The following is a 14,817-nucleotide window of genomic DNA, read 5'->3' on the forward strand; positions in this document are numbered from 1 at the left end:
CGATTCATTCAGGACGGTGGCCTGCGTCAGTGCACCACCACCGGATTCTGCGCCAGCCCCACATACCCGTCGAGCGTGTCGTCCACCTCTTCCTGGGTGGGCGTGTCGCGTTGCCATGCCAGGATCTGCTGCTGGAACATCTCGGCCCAGGATCCGTCGAGGTACACCTCCTTGCCGGAGCGCTTGTCCACGATCTCGAAGCCGTGGCGCACCAGCTGGTGTACCGGCGGCACGCCCGCGGGGGCCTCGGCCTCGTCGGTGTCGGGCTGCATGTGGACCACCACGAAGGAGTCGGAGTCGTAGAGCATGTGCATGGTGTTCCCCTGTCGGTCAAACAATCGTTTACTTGGGTCAGATGGCCACCCGGGTGCCGAAGTTCAAGACCCTCGGAAACCCGTCCTTGCATACGCCGTGCCAGCCCTCCCGGAACGGAGTCCAGGTGGCGCGCCCGAAAGCGGATGCGTGAACCCAGTATTTCATGAAAAGCCCGGCCGTGCAGGCCGCGGGGCGAAGTCACGCCACCGTCCCACGAAGCTGTGGGTGAAACCGCACACCGCCCTGGCATGGCGGCCTGCCCGCGTGCGGGGGGCGGCCCGCCCGTTCAGGGGCTGCTGCGGCCCGACAGCTGCAGGTCGGCAAAATCGCCGTTGCCCTGCGTGAGGCGGATGCGGGCAGGCAGGAATCCCAGCGACGGCGCCAGCCACAGCTCCGCCTTCTGGTCGCCGTCGCGGCGCGGCAGGCGTTCGAGCTTCAGCGCCGGGGTGGGGCCGACGGGCAGGTCCAGCGTCTCGGTGCCTTCGATGGTGAAGGTCCAGCGGTCGGCATTGCGCGGCCCCACGGTGGTGAAGGTGATGCGGGTGCCGTCCGGGTAGCGCTCGGGCGCAGCCGCCAGCAGGGCGCCGAGCTGAATGAACACGCTCATGCGGTCCTGCGCGCCCGCGGCGATGGCGGACGGGGCCGCGCCGGTGCTGAAGGTGGCGCGGCCCGCGCCGAAGTCGAAATCCGCCGTCTGCTCCCGGCGGGCCTGGTCGGCGAAGCGTCTGGGCTGCAGGCCCGCGGGCGTGACCAGGCCGCTGCTGGCCTGCGACCGGGATCCGAGCAGGAAGGCCTTGATCTCCTGCCGGGCTTCGTAGCCCGCATCGTCGTGGCGCCACGCGAGCGTGGCGTTGGCCCGGTAGGCGAATTTCTTCACCTCCCCGCTCACGTCGAACACGAGGCGCAGCGAGGGGGGCAGGCGCACGGGCGGCGGCTTGGCGCTGGCATCGATGGCGGGCCCGTTCGGGGGGCGGATCTCCACGCCCGCATTGCGGGTGTCGGCGGGATCGCTGGCATCCGGGGCGGGTGCCGGGGCTGCGGCCACCGCGCCGGAGGCAGCGGAAGCGGGCGCGCTGGACAGGGCCGCGGGGGCCTGCGCAGCGTTCCGAGCCGCCTGGGCCGCATCCGCTGCCGTGTCTGCGAACGAGAGGGCTGGCGCCTCCGGCATGGGAGATGCGGGCGATGCCTCTCCTGGACCGGCAGCAGGGGCGGGGGTTTCTTCCCCGGCTGGCGAGGGCACCGGTGCAGCGGCTGGCGCCGGCGGGGGGGCGGGGCGCGGCTTGCGGACCTTCGCCGGCCTGGGCGGTGGTGGCGGCGCGGCCGGTTGGGCCGCAGGCGGTTCGGGCGCGGCGGCGGGCGCCGGTGCCGGCGGGGCTGGTGGCGGCGCCAGCATGCGCGTGTGGAAGGCCAGCTCTTCCGGCCGGCGGGCGTCCGCGCCGCCCGTCCAGCGCGGCAGGCCGAACAGCACCAGCGCATGCAGCGCGGCCACCAGGGCGGTGAGCGCCGCCAGGACACGGCGTGGCATCAGCAGCGGCCCCCGCGGCGGCAGTCAGCGGCCACGCTCATGGCTGCCCGTAGCCCAGGTCGGCCGAGAGCCGGTCCGCCATGGCGCGCAGCGGCGCGTCGATGGCGCCGCCCCATTGCGGATCGAACGTGGCGATGGAGCCCAGCGTGGTGATGCCCAGGGACAGGTGGCCGTCCGCATCGAACACCGGCGCGCAGAAGGCCACGATGCCCGGCAGCAGCGTGTCCACCACGCGCGCGGAGCCGCGCTGGCGCACTTCCTCCAGCATGGGCTGCAGGGCCTCCGGCGTAGCGGGGATGTCCTTGCGGCCGCGCCGGGCGGCCTCGGCCAGCTCCTCGGCGATCAGCCCGGCCGTCACGTCGGGTGCCAGGTGCGCGGCGAAGCAGCGGCCGGTGGCCGAGGACAGCAGCGGCATCACGTCACCCAGCCGCAGGTTGGCGGTGACGGACTGGTGCGATTCCTCCCAGTGGACGATGGTCGGGCCCCGGTTGCCCCAGACGGCCAGGGCCAGCGTCTGCTGGATGTCGTCCATGAGGGCCGGCAGGCGCTCGCGGGCGAGCCGCACCGGATCCAGCCGGGCGAGGGACGCCAGCCCGAGCTTGAGGGCCGCGGGGCCCAGGTCGTAGCGGGCGGTGCGAGGGTCCTGGGCCACGAGGCCCATGCGCTGGAAGCTCACCAGATAGCGGTGCGCCTTGGCGGCGCTCATGCCGGCAGCGGCGGCGAGGTCCTTGAGCATCAGCGGGCCCCGGCTGCGCGTCAGGCCCTCCAGCAGCGAGAAGCCGACCTCCACCGATTGAATGCCCGCCCTTTCCTTGTCCATCTGCAATAGAATTCCTGGAGTTTTGTTTAGTTAAATCAATTTAACCATTCGTAATTCGTGTCAGGCAGCGTACCGGCTTGCTGCGGAGACAACAAGGTCTGAGCCCCATGAAACTCGCCACCTACAAAGATGGTTCCCGCGACGGCCAGCTGGTCGTCGTCTCCCGCGACCTGGGCACGGCCCATTATGCGACCGGCATCGCGAGCCGCCTGCAGCAGGTGCTCGACGACTGGGGCTTCCTCGCCCCCCAGCTGCAGGACCTCTACGAGCAGCTCAACGCCGGCCGCGCGCCGCATGCCTTCCCCTTCGAGCCCGGGCGCTGCATGGCCCCGCTGCCGCGCGCCTGCCAGTGGGCGGACGGCTCCGCCTACATCAACCACGTCGAGCTGGTGCGAAAGGCGCGCAATGCCGAGGTGCCCGAGAGTTTCTATACCGATCCGCTCATGTACCAGGGCGGCAGCGACGACTTCCTGGGCTCCTGCGACGACGTGGTGGTGCCGAGCGAAGCCATGGGCATCGATTTCGAGGCCGAGATCGCCGTGGTGACCGGCGACGTGAAGATGGGCGCCACGCCCGAGCAGGCGCTCGACGGCATCCGGCTGGTGATGCTGGCCAACGACGTTTCCCTGCGCAACCTGATCCCGGCCGAGCTGGCCAAGGGCTTCGGCTTCTTCCAGTCCAAGCCCGCCACCGCCTTCAGCCCCGTGGCCGTCACGCTGGACGAACTGGGCGACGCCTGGGAAGGCGGCCGCCTGCACCTCACGCTGCAGTCCACCTGGAACGGCCGCAAGGTCGGCATGTGCGACGCCGGGCCCGAGATGACCTTCCATTTCGGGCAGTTGATCGCCCACATCTGCAAGACCCGCAACGTGCGCGCCGGCTCCATCGTGGGCAGCGGCACGGTCAGCAACCGTGGCGTGGAGCAGAACGGCCGCATGGAGTGGCCCAAGGGCTACAGCTGCATCGCCGAGAAGCGCTGCATCGAGACCATCCAGGACGGCAAGCCCTCCACCGAGTTCATGCAATTCGGCGACACCATCCGCATCGAGATGAAGAACAAGGCCGGCCAGAGCCTGTTCGGCGCCATCGACCAGGCGATCGCCAGCCCCGCCGCCTGACGCCATGACCCTGCCCGCCGCCTTGCGCCGGCTGGCCGCCGCCGGGCTCCTCTGCCTGGCGTGGCCGTCCGTGGTCCCGGCACAGCCTGCCCTGGCGCCCGTGCCCGCCGCCGTGCCGGCGTCCGCGCCCGCTTCCGCATCGGCCTCCGCTGCCCGCCCCGCGGCCCCGGTGCCCGCACCGGCCCGTGCGGCCCGGCGCGCCGACTGCCCCCCGTTGCCGAAGCCGCTCGATCCCGCCGGCATTCCCCAGGCGCTGCAGAAGGCCCGCGACCGCGGTCTGCTGTGGCGCGTGGAAAAAGACGGGCGCACCAGCTGGCTCTACGGCACGGTGCATGCCGCCCGGCGCGGCTGGATGCTGCCCGGTCCCACGGTGATGGCCGCCGTCCGTGCCAGCGACCGCGTGGCGCTGGAGATGGACCTGCTGGACCCCACGGTGATGCAGAAGCTGCAGGCCGCCCTGCGCAAACCGGCGGACGCCCCGCCGCTGCCGCCCGACCTGGAACGCCGCCTGGCCGCGCAGCGCGATGCCGCCTGCGCCGACCCCTCCATGCTGGAGATGCGGCCCGAGCTGCAGGTGTCGTCGCTGGTGGTGATGTCCGCGCGGCGCGAGGGATTCGATCCGGCCTATGGCATCGACTTCGTGCTGGCCGGGCTGGCCCGCGGGCTGCACAAGCCCGTGGTGTCGCTGGAGTCGGTCGATCTGCAGGTGCAGGTGCTGGCGTCCGACGATCCGAAGGAAACCGCTGCCGCCGTCGCCTCGGGGCTCGACCAGCTGGAAAACCATTCCGCGCGCGACACCCTCACCACGCTCGCCACGGCCTGGTCCGACGGCCGCGCCAACCTGCTGGAAACCTACGGCCAGTGGTGCGACTGCCAGCGCACCCCCGAGGAGCGCCAGTCCTTCGAACAGCTGGTGGTGGCGCGCAACCCGGGCATGGCGCGCGCCATCGTGGCCGAGCATCGCGCGGGCCACAGCTTGTTCGCGGCCGTGGGCGCGCTGCACATGGTGGGCCCCCAGGGCCTGCCGATCATGCTGGCCCGCGAGGGCTTCCGGGTTGAGCGCGTGGAATGGCCCGCCCAGCCCTGAATTTTCACGACGACAACAGGAGACAACCATGCACCGCAGAACCCTGCTGGGGAGCGCCGCCGCCGCGGCCGCCCTGGCCGTCCAGCCCTGGGCGCGCGCCCAGTCCGACTACCCCGGCCAGCCCATCCGCTGGGTGGTGCCGTACCCGCCCGGCGGCGGCACCGACGTGCTCGCCCGCACCGTGGCCGAGGCGCTGCGCACCCCGCTGGGCCAGCAGATCGTGGTGGACAACCGCCCCGGCGCCTCCACCAACATCGGCGCGCAGATCGTCGCCACCGCCAGGCCGGACGGCTACACGCTGATGTCGGCCGACAACGCCCTGCTGGCCTACAACGAACACTTGTTCAGCAAGCTGCCGTTCAGCCCGGAAAAGGACTTCACCTACATCGGCGGCCTCTCGCGCTTCCCGCTCGCGCTGGTGGTGCACCCGGGCTTCGAGGCACGCACCTTCCAGGAATTCATCGCGTATGCGCGCGCCAACCCCGGCAAGCTGAACTACGCGTCGCCGGGCAACGGATCGCCCCACCACCTGGCGATGGAGATGTTCAAGAACCGCACCAAGACCTTCCTGACCCACATCCCCTACCGCGGCGCGGCCCCGGCGCTGCAGGACGTGATGGGCGGGCAGGTGCCGTGCATGTTTCTGGACCTGGCCGCCGGCCTGCCGGTGATCCAGTCGGGCAAGGTGCGCGCGCTCGCCATCGGCTCGGGCCGCCGCGCAGCGCGCCTGCCCCAGGTGCCCACGCTGGCCGAAGTGGGCGTGCCCGATGCCGAGGTCTATGCCTTCCAGGGCGTGCTCGGCCCGGCGGGCCTGCCGCCGGCCATCGTCGGCCGCCTGAACGGCGAGATCAACAAGGCCCTGGCCACGCCCACCGTCGTCCAGCGCATGCAGGATTTCGGGATGGAGGCGCTGCCCGGCGCGCCCGAGCAGTTCCGCGCGATGGCGCGCGCCGAGGCGAAGCGCTGGGGGCCGATCATCCAGGCGGCCGGCGTGAAGCTGGACTGACGATTCCCACCCTGTAGGCCGGCGCCGCGAACCCGGCGCCCTGGCCGCGCGGCCCGGGGGAATTGCGCTACGGTGGAGTGTTGTCCGACCGACTCCACGAAAGCACATTCCCCATGGCAAGCACGCGCATCCTGATGGTTCTCACGTCCCATGACCGCCTCGGCGACACCGGCAAGAAAACCGGATTCTGGCTCGAAGAATTCGCCGCACCGTACTACGTGTTCAAGGACGCGGGCGCTGAGATCACCCTCGCATCCCCGGAAGGCGGCCAGCCGCCGCTCGACCCCAAGAGCGACGACGAGAGCGCCCAGACCGACGCCACGCGCCGATTCAAGGCCGATGCCGACGCGCAGCAGCAGCTCGCCACCACCGTGCCCCTCGCCAGCGTGCGCGCCGGAGATTTCGACGCCGTGTTCTATCCCGGCGGCCACGGCCCGCTGTGGGACCTGGCCCAAGACGCGCAATCCATCGCGCTGATCGAAAAAACGTTTGCGGCGAAGAAGCCGCTGGCCCTGGTCTGCCACGCCCCCGGCGTGCTGCGCCACGCCAAGGCACCGGACGGCCAGCCGCTGGTCAAGGGCCGCAAGGTCACGGGCTTCACCAACAGCGAGGAAGAGGGCGTGCAGCTCACGCAGGTGGTGCCGTTCCTGGTGGAAGACATGCTCAAAGCCAACGGCGGCGAGTACGCCAAGGGCGCGGACTGGGCGCCGTTCGTGCTGACGGATGGGATGCTGGTGACGGGGCAGAATCCGGCGTCGTCGGAGGGGGCGGCGAAGGCGTTGTTGCAACTGCTGGGGTGGTGCTGTTGAATCGCCCCGGATTTCGAGGAGGCTCAACACTCTCGGAGGAATGAGCTATGAGCAAGTCGAACGGGCCGCTTTGCAGAGTCCTCAGCACGCGGTCAGGCCACGACGTTGACCACCGCTGCATAGTGGCTCGCCGTTCCACCCAGCACGAACAGGTGCCAGACCCCATGCGCGTGGCGATAGCCGGCGCGATTGACGTAGAAGACCGTGCCCACCGTGTAGAGGGCTGCGCCGGCGAGCAGCCACCGCAGCCCTCCGGCGTCGATCCGGGCAAGCAGTGGCACGGCAGCGACCACCATGGCCCAGCCCATGCCCATGTAGAGCGGCAGGGGTGGTGCCGGAGAAGCGACGCCCAGTTCGCGCACCATGCCCAGCAAGGCGATGCTCCACACCGCCACCAGGACGGCCCAGTCCCAGGGACCTCGCGCCGCGACCAGGGCGAAGGGGGTGTAGCTGCCGGCAATGAGCAGGTAGATGGCGCAGTGGTCCGCCCGTTGCCACCACAGCTTCGCCTGCCCATGCGCGCTGTGGAAAAAGGTGGATGCGGCATACAGTGCCACGCAGGACAGCGCAAAAACCAGCCCACCCGCGATCTTGCCCACGTCCCCGCTGGGCAGGCTGACGATGAGCATGAGGGGAACGCCTGGAACAGCCAGCGCGAACCCCAGCAAATGGGTGCAGGTGTTGAAGCGTTCGCCGGGGCGTATTTCCATGGAGCAGCGGTGAATTGGCGCCAGTGAATCAGCCGGGCGTGACATGGGGATGAAGAAAAGGGTCAGTCCATGCGGTATCCGCCAGACGGGATTGGCGCGCCCAGACCGATGCCACGGGCCGCTTCAAGGCCGATGCCGATGCACAGCAGCAGCTCGCCACCACCGTACCGCTCGCCAGCGTGCGCGCCGGAGACTTCGACGCCGTGTTCTACCCCGGCGGCCACGGCCCGCTGTGGGACCTGGCCGAAGACGCGCAATCCATCGCGCTGATCGAAAAGACGTTCGCTGCCAAGAAGCCGCCGGCCCTGGTCTGCCACGCCCCCGGCGTGCTGCGCCACGCCAAGGCGCCGGGCGGCGAGCCGCTGGTGAAGGGACGCAAAGTGACGGGCTTCACCAACAGCGAGGAAGAGGGCGTGCAGCTCACGCAGGTGGTGCCGTTCCTGGTGGAGGACATGCTCAAGACCAACGGCGGCGAATACCCCAAGGGCGCGGACTGGGCGCCGTTCGTGCTGACGGATGGGGCGTTGGTGACGGGGCAGAATCCGGCGTCGTCGGAGCCGGCGGCGAAGGCGATGTTGCAGTTGTTGGGGTGAGGCTGCCGGGGCCGAGAACAGGATTGCTGCTTGGTCCTGTAAACTCATCACAGCATGTATCACGGCACCGGTATCTACTCGGTTTCTGAGGCTTCACGGCTCATCGCCGTGGACAATCGGGACATCCGCCGCTGGCTCTTCGGTTACCACTACCGCAAGACTGCCGGCGACGCCTCGTCGCGCGTGGACATTCCCCCGCTATGGACGACTCAGCTCGTAGATGAGCACTTCGACGAAGACGTCATCGGTTTCCATGACCTGCTGGAACTGCGCTTCATTCGCGAGTTCATGCGCAATGGCGTATCGTTGAGTGTGGTGCGTCGCTGTCTTGCCAGTGCTCGCGATCTATACGGCGTATCTCACCCTGAGGAAAGCCTCAAGCGGACCGTGCATTGAACTTCCTGTTCGACAACAACATGCCGCCCGGCAAGTGGGTGGCCGGCATCGCATCCATCAGCAATGCCCGGTTCGCAGATAACCAAATGGGAGAAATCGTTCACCTGTCAGAAAGGTTCAAGCCGAATACGCCAGATGTGGAGCGGCTGGAAGTTCTGGGGCAGGAGCGTGGGCAGTGGACGATCATTTCGCAAGATGCTTTCCGCAAGCGCAATGGGACCGGCAAATTCAAGCAGATCTAGCTTGTGCAGCAGCACAGTCAGCGGCGCCTGGTCAGTCAACCGGTAGCCACCGCCCAATCCAGCCGCTGCCGCGGCCACTTCAACATCTCCTGCTCACCACGGTGGTGCGCTCTATGCAATGAAGAGCCAGAAGGGTTGTGTGATCCGCGCTCATCCGTACAACAACCTCGCCGGCCACGTCACCAGCACCGGAAACGCCACCATCAAAAACATCATCGCGAACTTCGCCAGCATGAACGGCCAGACGCCGCGGGACCATCACCAGCGAGTCGCCGCGCAGCTGGCCGCTCAGCACGCGCCAGAGGTCGTAGAGCAGGAAGGCCGCGGCCGATGCCGGTGTTGAAGGCGTAGCGCAGCACGACGTTGCCGAACACCATCGCCACCATCACCGCCAGCGCGCCGGCCATGAGGAAATCCAGCAGCCGGCAATAGCGGTCCATCCATCGTTCCATGGTTGTGTCTCCTGAGGGGCGTGTGCGTCAGAGGCTGGGGCCGTCCAGCAGGCCGCGCGCGGCCAGGTGGTTGATGAAGGCACGCATGCCGAACTGCCAGGGCGGCGCGGTCTCGCTGTGGGTGACGCGGTTGCGCAGCACGCCCAGGCGGGCGCTGCGGATGGTGACCTCGTCGCCCAGTTGGTGGGTGAAGCCGGCGCCGGGTTCGCCCCGGTCTTCGATGGGCGCGAAGAGCGTGCCGAGGAACAGCATGAAGCCGTCCGGGTACTGGTGCGCGGCCAGGGTCTGGGCGACGATGTCCGCCGGATCGCGGCTGATGCTGGCCATGGTGTTGATGCCGCGCATGGTGAAGCCGTCGGTGCCGCGCACCTCCAGGTGAACGGTCTCGCGGCGCACGTCGTCCATGCCGAAGCTGCCGTCGAACAGCCGGATGAAGGGGCCGATGGCGCAGGAGGCGTTGTTGTCCTTGGCCTTGCCGAGCAGCAGGGCGCTGCGGCCCTCGATGTCGCGCAGGTTGACGTCGTTGCCGAGCGTGGCGCCCACGATGTCGCCGCGGCCGTTCACGGCCAGCACCACCTCGGGCTCGGGGTTGTTCCAGGCCGAATCGGCGCGGATGCCGATCTCCTGCCCGGTGCCGACGGAGGCCAGGACGGGGGCCTTGGTGAACACTTCGGCATCGGGGCCGATGCCGACTTCCAGGTACTGGGACCACAGGCCCTGCTGCTGCAACAGGGTCTTCAGCGCCATGGCCTTGTCGGAGCCGGGGCGGATGTCCGCGAGGTTCTCGCCGATCAGCGCCTGCACCTTGCCGCGCAGCTCCTGGGCGCGCGATGCGTCGCCGTGCGCCTGTTCCTCGATCACGCGCTCGACCATGCTGGCGGCGAACGTGACGCCCGCGGCCTTCACCACCTGCAGGTCGCAGGGCGCGAGCAGGAAGGGGCGCGCAGCATCGCGGGTGCCGAGCCGGCTGTTGCCCAGCAAGTCTTCCACCGCGCACAGGCGTTCGCCGATGACCTGGCGCGCCGCCTCGGCGGGCCGTTCCGCGTCGAGCAGGGTGCTCATGGTGGGGAAGGTGCGGCTGATGTCGAACACGCCTTCGGGGCGCAGTGCCACCACCGCCGGGCCGCCCTGCGGGCCGTCCGTCCAGGCCCGGGCCACCAGCGTGCCGGCCAGGCCGTCGTCGGGCAGCAGGTGGTTCTTGTCGTCGTCGTTCATGCTTCTCGTCCTCGAAATGGGGGGATGCATCGGGGCGCAGCGGCCCCGGCGCTCAGTGGTTGTGGCGGGGCGTCTGCCCGGCGATGCGGCGGAACTGCAGCGCGAAATCCAGCGTGGCGCCGTCGGCGAGCTGGCCCGTCTTCTCGCGGTAGAGCGCCTCCCTGGGCGAGCGGCTGGCGGGCACGGGCGGCGGCGGCGGGCGATTTCGTCTTCGGGCAGCAGCGCGTTGCAGGAATTCTTCCTCGTTGATCTCGCCGGCCGCCAGCATGCGGCGGCTGCGCCAGATCACGGTGCCCGAGCCCACCAGTTCGTTGTCGTGCCAGCCGTCGAGCATCGTCCCGCCCGAGAGCACGATGGCGGGGATGTCGGCGGTGGAGGCGGCCATGATGCCGGCCGGCGTGGTTTTGTCGCTGCCGGTGGTCAGCACCACCGCGTCGATGGGGTAGCCGTAGGGGATCTCGGCCAGGCCCAGGCAGGAGAGGTTGCGGTCCAGCGCGGCGGCTTGGCGCGCATCTTGCCGCCGCTCCTGGCTGCGAGGACCTCGTCGAGGTGCCGCGAAGCCCGGGCCTGCGGATGGTCTTCGGTGATGCCGGTGCCGATCTTGAAAGTGCGCTCGCGCACCTGCGCCATGGCGGGCGTGGCCAGCACGGCCGCCAGGGCGGTGGCCAGCGCGAACGTCTTGAAGGCTGCGTGGAATTGCATGGTGTCTTGTCTCCTGTGGATGTTCTTGGGTGTCGCGGGGTGCAGACTAGGGGGCGGTGCCCGTGGCGTCCAATCAGTGTTTTTCCACGGGGCATTCCTTCCAGTTATCGGTCACCCCAAAATGCCGGGAAAACCCTTATCCATCGCCATCGCCTGCAGCCGCCTGCGCTCCAGGCACCTGCAGTTCCTCGACATCCTGGGGCGGACGCGCAACCTGCGGCTCACGGCCGAGCAGATGCACGTGACGCAGCCGGCCGCCACCAAGATCCTGCTGGACCTGGAGGAAATCTTCGATGCGCGCCTGTTCGAGCGCCTGCCGCGCGAGATGCGGCCCACCGAGCTGGGCCTGTTCGCGCTGGGCTATGCCGCCTCCGCGCTGGCGGGCCAGGCGAAGTTCGTGGACGAATTCAATGCGCTCAAGCAGGGCGGCCACGGCCAGCTGTCCATCGGGGCGATTTCCGGCTCGGCCGCGCGGCTGCTGACCACGGCCATCGCCGAGATGCAGCGGCGCCGGCCGCTGCTGGTGCTGAAGGTGCGCGAGCAGAGCAGCGACCAGCTCATCGCCTGGCTGGGCGAGCGCAGGATCGATCTGATGATCGGCCGCTTCACCGACGAGGCGCAGCAGGCGGACTTCCAGTACGAGCGTCTTTCCGGCGAGACGCTGCAGGTGGTGGGCGGGCCGCACCATCCGCTGCGCGGCATCCAGGACCTGGAGGTGGGCCGCCTCGCGCACTGGCCCTGGCTGCTCTACCCGGAATCGACGGCGCTGCGCAAGGTGTCCGACGACATCTTCCGCGCCATCGGCATGACGCCGGCCTCGGGCGTGATGGAGACGCAGTCGTTCCTGTTCGCGCTGGAGTCGCTGCGCATCACCGACATGCTGTCGCTGCAGCCCAGCGCGCTGGCCGACCGGTACATCGCCAAGGGCCTGCTCGCCCCCATCCACGTGAACGTGCCGCGGGCGATGCCCGACTACGGCATGCTGGTGCGCCAGGGCGAGGCACCGACGCCGGCGGCGCAGGCCTTCATGGCAGTGCTGCGCGACGTGGCCAGCGGCCAGGTGGTGGTGGCCGGGCGGCAGGGGTGAACGGCAGCCGCCGGGCGCAGGCCCTCAGCCGCCTTGGCCGGCGGGCTGGCCGGCGGGCTGGCCGGCGGCGCGGCGCAGGCACTGCACCAGCATCGCCGCCGCGGGCGTGAGGCGCGCGCCGCGGCGGGTGACGATGCCGAAGGCCTCGTGGCGCGAGCCGATCTTCAGCGGAAGCCGCCGCGCGATGCCGTGCTCTTCGCAGAACTCCATGGTCGCCGACGACATCAGCGCCACCAGCTGCGGGTCTTCCTTGAGCATCAGCATGGTGGCCAGCGACGACGAGGTTTCGATCGGGTAGGGCGGCAGCTCCAGCCCGGCCTCGCGGAATTCGCGTTCCAGCAGCTTGCGCAGCGGCATGTTGCCCGGATAGAACACCCAGCGGCAGCGGGCCAGTTGCGTGAGCGTCACGCGCCGCGACTTCGCCAGTGCATGCTGCGGGCCCACGGCGACGGCCACCGCCTCGTCCATCAGTTCTTCGTAGTCGAACTGCTCCACGTTGCTGGACACGGTGGTGCGGCCGACGGCCAGGTCGAGCCGGCCTTCGTTGATCGCATCGAGCAGCTCCAGGCTGGTGCTTTCCCGGATCTCGATGGAGAGCGCGGGCTGCGTGCGCCGCAGCTCGGACACCGCCGCGATCAGCACCGAATGCAGCGCGCCGGTGATGGCGCCCACCGCCACCCGGCCGCCGCTACCGCGCAGCACGCCGTTCATTTCCTCGCGCAGGTGCTCCAGGTCGGCACCCACCAGCCGCGCATGGCGGATGAGGCACAGGCCCAGTTCGTTCGGCCGCACGCCTTGCTTCGTGCGCACGAAAAGTTCGGCCCCGAAGGTGGATTCGACCTCGCGCAGCGCCTTGGTGAGGCCGGGCTGCGTCATGCCCAGGCGTTCGGCCGCGCGGTGCAGGCTGCCGCATTCTTCCAGCGCCACCAGCAGGCCCAGGTGGCGGAATCGCAGGCGCGACGTGATCGAGGAGAGGCTGGGTATCACGGTGATTCCTCGGGGCTATCACCCCATGCGAAGCTTTCACTATGCAGCAGTCCGGCCGGGCCGGAGAATCCGCGGCACACAAGGAGACATGCGATGAAGTTGCTGCGTTTCGGCCCCCCGGGCCAGGAAAAGCCCGGCCTGCTCGACGCCCAGGGCGTGGTCCGCGATCTGTCCGCCCATGTGCGCGACATCGACGGCGATGCGATCGGGCCGGATGCATTGGCCCGGCTGCGGGCCCTCGACCCGGCCACGCTGCCGGCCGTGCCCGGCACCCCCCGCATCGGCGCGTGCGTGGGGCGCATCGGCAAGTTCGTCTGCATCGGCCTCAACTACGCCGACCACGCCGCCGAATCCAACATGCCGATCCCGGCCGAGCCCATCGTCTTCAACAAGTGGACGTCCGCCGTGGTCGGCCCCAACGACGACGTGAAGATTCCGCGCGGCTCGGAGAAGACCGACTGGGAGGTCGAGCTGGGCGTGGTGATCGGCACGGCCGCGAGCTATGTGGAAGAGGCCGATGCCCTGGCGCATGTCGCCGGCTACTGCGTGGTCAACGACGTGTCCGAGCGCAATTACCAGCTCGAGCGCGGCGGCACCTGGGACAAGGGCAAGGGCTGCGACACCTTCGGCCCCACCGGCCCCTGGCTGGTGACGGCCGACGAGGTGCCCGATCCGCATGCGCTCGACATGTGGCTGGAAGTGGATGGCCGCCGCTACCAGAACGGCAACACGCGCACCATGATCTTCAACGTGCCGCAACTCGTGTCCTACCTCAGCCGTTTCATGACGCTGCAGCCCGGCGACGTGATCTCCACCGGCACGCCGCCCGGCGTGGGCATGGGCATCAAGCCGCAGCCGGTGTACCTGCGCCCGGGCCAGACCCTGCGGCTGGGGATCGAGGGGCTGGGCGAGCAGTGCCAGAAGACCGTCGCAGCCTGACGGGAGCATCGCCATGGTCCAGTACGACTACGACGGCCGCACCGCGGTCGTGACGGGCGGTGCCCAGGGCATCGGCTTGGCCATCGCCCGGCGCCTGCTGGCGGGCCACGCGAAGGTCTGCCTGTGGGACCGGGACGCCGAGGCCATCGCCGCCGCGCGGCAGGCACTGGCCGGTGCCGGTGCCGAGGGGGCGTTGAGCGGTGTGACGGTGGACGTGACCGACTTCGCACAGGTAGAAGCCGCGGTCTCCCGCACCGAGAGCCTTTCGGGCCCCATCGCCATGCTGGTGCACAGCGCCGGCATCGCGGGCGCCAACCTGCCGCTGGGCGAATATCCGATCGAGGAATGGCGCAAGGTGCTCTCGATCAACCTCGACGGCGCCTTCCACGTCAACAAGGCGGTGGTGCCGGGCATGGTGGCGCGCGACTACGGGCGGGTGGTCAACATCGCGTCCATCGCGGGCAAGGAAGGCAACCCCAACGCCTCGGCCTACAGCGCCTCCAAGGCCGGCGTGATCGCGCTCACCAAGAGCCTGGGCAAGGAGACGGCGGCCCGCAACGTCGCCGTGAACGCGATCACCCCGGCGGCAGCGCGCACCCGGATCTTCGAGCAGATGTCGCAGCAGCACATCGACTACATGCTCTCGAAGATTCCGCGCGCGCGCTTCGTCGAGGTGGACGAGGTGGCGGCCATGGTCGCCTGGCTGGTGTCCGAAGAGAACTCGTTCACCACCGGCGCGGTGTTCGACCTCTCGGGAGGGCGGGCCACCTACTGAAAGCCGGACCGCCACCGCGGCTGCAGCGCATCCACAAGA

Annotated in this window: 16 protein-coding genes and 3 pseudogenes; 10 read left to right on the top strand and 9 right to left on the bottom strand. The window is 69.5% G+C overall.

Going from position 1 to position 14,817, the window contains the following annotated elements; genetic code table 11:
* Positions 1 to 26: 26 nt before the first annotated feature.
* From BLR05_RS08675 to BLR05_RS08685, 3 genes are all read right to left on the bottom strand, one after another.
* Positions 27 to 314 (bottom strand): BTH_I0359 family protein, encoded by a 288-nt coding sequence (locus BLR05_RS08675; protein WP_092833744.1) that lies wholly within the window; start codon positions 312 to 314, stop codon positions 27 to 29.
* 287 nt (positions 315 to 601) lie between these two features.
* Positions 602 to 1,840, bottom strand: a complete 1,239-nt coding sequence (locus tag BLR05_RS08680; protein WP_092833746.1) for a DUF3108 domain-containing protein — start codon at positions 1,838 to 1,840, stop codon at positions 602 to 604.
* Positions 1,841 to 1,877: 37 nt separating this feature from the next.
* Positions 1,878 to 2,660: an IclR family transcriptional regulator gene (locus tag BLR05_RS08685; RefSeq protein WP_092833748.1), complete on the bottom strand. Its 783-nt coding sequence runs from the start codon at positions 2,658 to 2,660 to the stop codon at positions 1,878 to 1,880.
* A gap of 107 nt (positions 2,661 to 2,767) precedes the next feature.
* On the opposite strand from BLR05_RS08685, the gene BLR05_RS08690 reads away from it, so the two are divergent.
* The 4 genes from BLR05_RS08690 (at position 2,768) to BLR05_RS08705 (ending at position 6,680) form a co-directional block, all read left to right on the top strand.
* Positions 2,768 to 3,778, top strand: a complete 1,011-nt coding sequence (locus BLR05_RS08690) for a fumarylacetoacetate hydrolase family protein (RefSeq protein ID WP_092833750.1) — start codon at positions 2,768 to 2,770, stop codon at positions 3,776 to 3,778.
* Between the two features lie 4 nt (positions 3,779 to 3,782).
* Positions 3,783 to 4,865, top strand: coding sequence for a TraB/GumN family protein (locus tag BLR05_RS08695; protein WP_092833752.1), 1,083 nt, complete (start codon positions 3,783 to 3,785; stop codon positions 4,863 to 4,865).
* Between the two features lie 28 nt (positions 4,866 to 4,893).
* Positions 4,894 to 5,871, top strand: a complete 978-nt coding sequence (locus BLR05_RS08700) for a Bug family tripartite tricarboxylate transporter substrate binding protein (RefSeq protein ID WP_092833753.1) — start codon at positions 4,894 to 4,896, stop codon at positions 5,869 to 5,871.
* Between the two features lie 113 nt (positions 5,872 to 5,984).
* A complete protein-coding gene (locus BLR05_RS08705; RefSeq protein WP_092833755.1) occupies positions 5,985 to 6,680 on the top strand; it encodes a type 1 glutamine amidotransferase domain-containing protein in 696 nt (231 codons plus the stop codon).
* A gap of 92 nt (positions 6,681 to 6,772) precedes the next feature.
* On the opposite strand, the gene trhA is transcribed toward BLR05_RS08705, so the two are convergent.
* The gene (gene trhA, locus BLR05_RS08710; protein WP_092833815.1) at positions 6,773 to 7,384 is read right to left on the bottom strand and encodes a PAQR family membrane homeostasis protein TrhA; all 612 of its coding nucleotides are present in this window, start codon (positions 7,382 to 7,384) and stop codon (positions 6,773 to 6,775) included.
* A gap of 104 nt (positions 7,385 to 7,488) precedes the next feature.
* Here trhA and BLR05_RS08715 point away from each other — a divergent pair.
* The 3 genes and pseudogenes from BLR05_RS08715 to BLR05_RS08725 all read left to right on the top strand — a co-directional run.
* Positions 7,489 to 7,983, top strand: a pseudogene (locus BLR05_RS08715) (type 1 glutamine amidotransferase domain-containing protein); the annotation flags it as partial.
* Positions 7,984 to 8,037: 54 nt separating this feature from the next.
* Positions 8,038 to 8,379, top strand: a complete 342-nt coding sequence (locus tag BLR05_RS08720) for a MerR family transcriptional regulator (protein ID WP_092833757.1) — start codon at positions 8,038 to 8,040, stop codon at positions 8,377 to 8,379.
* Positions 8,376 to 8,621 (top strand): PIN-like domain-containing protein, encoded by a 246-nt coding sequence (locus tag BLR05_RS08725; protein ID WP_092833759.1) that lies wholly within the window; start codon positions 8,376 to 8,378, stop codon positions 8,619 to 8,621. Before BLR05_RS08720 ends, BLR05_RS08725 begins: the two co-directional genes overlap by 4 nt.
* A 329-nt stretch (positions 8,622 to 8,950) precedes the next feature.
* Here the strand turns inward: BLR05_RS08725 and BLR05_RS08730 are convergent.
* The 4 genes and pseudogenes from BLR05_RS08730 to BLR05_RS08745 form a co-directional block, all read right to left on the bottom strand.
* Positions 8,951 to 9,073 (bottom strand): annotated as a pseudogene (locus BLR05_RS08730) (TRAP transporter small permease); the annotation flags it as partial.
* A 27-nt stretch (positions 9,074 to 9,100) separates the two neighbouring features.
* Entirely contained in the window at positions 9,101 to 10,288 is a 1,188-nt protein-coding gene (locus tag BLR05_RS08735) for a fumarylacetoacetate hydrolase family protein (RefSeq protein ID WP_092833761.1), read from the bottom strand.
* Positions 10,289 to 10,502: 214 nt separating this feature from the next.
* Positions 10,503 to 10,796, bottom strand: a pseudogene (locus tag BLR05_RS08740) (dihydroxy-acid dehydratase domain-containing protein); the annotation flags it as partial.
* The gene (locus tag BLR05_RS08745) at positions 10,709 to 10,990 is read right to left on the bottom strand and encodes a hypothetical protein (protein WP_230681532.1); all 282 of its coding nucleotides are present in this window, start codon (positions 10,988 to 10,990) and stop codon (positions 10,709 to 10,711) included. The gene BLR05_RS08745 and the pseudogene BLR05_RS08740, both read right to left, overlap by 88 nt.
* A gap of 121 nt (positions 10,991 to 11,111) precedes the next feature.
* On the opposite strand from BLR05_RS08745, the gene BLR05_RS08750 reads away from it, so the two are divergent.
* Positions 11,112 to 12,077, top strand: a complete 966-nt coding sequence (locus BLR05_RS08750) for a LysR substrate-binding domain-containing protein (protein WP_092833763.1) — start codon at positions 11,112 to 11,114, stop codon at positions 12,075 to 12,077.
* A 24-nt stretch (positions 12,078 to 12,101) separates the two neighbouring features.
* Here the strand turns inward: BLR05_RS08750 and BLR05_RS08755 are convergent, their stop codons facing one another.
* Entirely contained in the window at positions 12,102 to 13,064 is a 963-nt protein-coding gene (locus BLR05_RS08755) for a LysR family transcriptional regulator (protein WP_092833765.1), read from the bottom strand.
* A 93-nt stretch (positions 13,065 to 13,157) separates the two neighbouring features.
* Here BLR05_RS08755 and BLR05_RS08760 point away from each other — a divergent pair, with 93 nt between their 5' ends.
* Both BLR05_RS08760 and BLR05_RS08765 read left to right on the top strand, forming a co-directional pair.
* Positions 13,158 to 14,003: an ureidoglycolate lyase gene (locus tag BLR05_RS08760; RefSeq protein WP_092833767.1), complete on the top strand. Its 846-nt coding sequence runs from the start codon at positions 13,158 to 13,160 to the stop codon at positions 14,001 to 14,003.
* 13 nt (positions 14,004 to 14,016) lie between these two features.
* Positions 14,017 to 14,778 (top strand): SDR family NAD(P)-dependent oxidoreductase, encoded by a 762-nt coding sequence (locus BLR05_RS08765; protein WP_092833769.1) that lies wholly within the window; start codon positions 14,017 to 14,019, stop codon positions 14,776 to 14,778.
* Positions 14,779 to 14,817 lie beyond the last annotated feature (39 nt).

It is taken from the genome of Paracidovorax cattleyae, assembly GCF_900104515.1.
Classification (GTDB): domain Bacteria; phylum Pseudomonadota; class Gammaproteobacteria; order Burkholderiales; family Burkholderiaceae_C; genus Paracidovorax; species Paracidovorax cattleyae.

What these genes read in the sequence shown, in the direction of transcription:
- BLR05_RS08765 (WP_092833769.1), top strand. Translation starts at nt 14,017, where the DNA reads ATGGTCCAGTACGACTACGACGGCCGCACCGCGGTCGTGACGGGCGGT.
- BLR05_RS08750 (WP_092833763.1), top strand. Translation starts at nt 11,112, where the DNA reads ATGCCGGGAAAACCCTTATCCATCGCCATCGCCTGCAGCCGCCTGCGC.
- BLR05_RS08720 (WP_092833757.1), top strand. Translation starts at nt 8,038, where the DNA reads ATGTATCACGGCACCGGTATCTACTCGGTTTCTGAGGCTTCACGGCTC.
- BLR05_RS08685 (WP_092833748.1), bottom strand. Translation starts at nt 2,660, where the DNA reads ATGGACAAGGAAAGGGCGGGCATTCAATCGGTGGAGGTCGGCTTCTCG.
- BLR05_RS08735 (WP_092833761.1), bottom strand. Translation starts at nt 10,288, where the DNA reads ATGAACGACGACGACAAGAACCACCTGCTGCCCGACGACGGCCTGGCC.
- BLR05_RS08745 (WP_230681532.1), bottom strand. Translation starts at nt 10,990, where the DNA reads ATGCAATTCCACGCAGCCTTCAAGACGTTCGCGCTGGCCACCGCCCTG.
- BLR05_RS08690 (WP_092833750.1), top strand. Translation starts at nt 2,768, where the DNA reads ATGAAACTCGCCACCTACAAAGATGGTTCCCGCGACGGCCAGCTGGTC.
- BLR05_RS08705 (WP_092833755.1), top strand. Translation starts at nt 5,985, where the DNA reads ATGGCAAGCACGCGCATCCTGATGGTTCTCACGTCCCATGACCGCCTC.
- BLR05_RS08680 (WP_092833746.1), bottom strand. Translation starts at nt 1,840, where the DNA reads ATGCCACGCCGTGTCCTGGCGGCGCTCACCGCCCTGGTGGCCGCGCTG.
- BLR05_RS08760 (WP_092833767.1), top strand. Translation starts at nt 13,158, where the DNA reads ATGAAGTTGCTGCGTTTCGGCCCCCCGGGCCAGGAAAAGCCCGGCCTG.
- BLR05_RS08700 (WP_092833753.1), top strand. Translation starts at nt 4,894, where the DNA reads ATGCACCGCAGAACCCTGCTGGGGAGCGCCGCCGCCGCGGCCGCCCTG.
- BLR05_RS08675 (WP_092833744.1), bottom strand. Translation starts at nt 314, where the DNA reads ATGCACATGCTCTACGACTCCGACTCCTTCGTGGTGGTCCACATGCAG.
- BLR05_RS08695 (WP_092833752.1), top strand. Translation starts at nt 3,783, where the DNA reads ATGACCCTGCCCGCCGCCTTGCGCCGGCTGGCCGCCGCCGGGCTCCTC.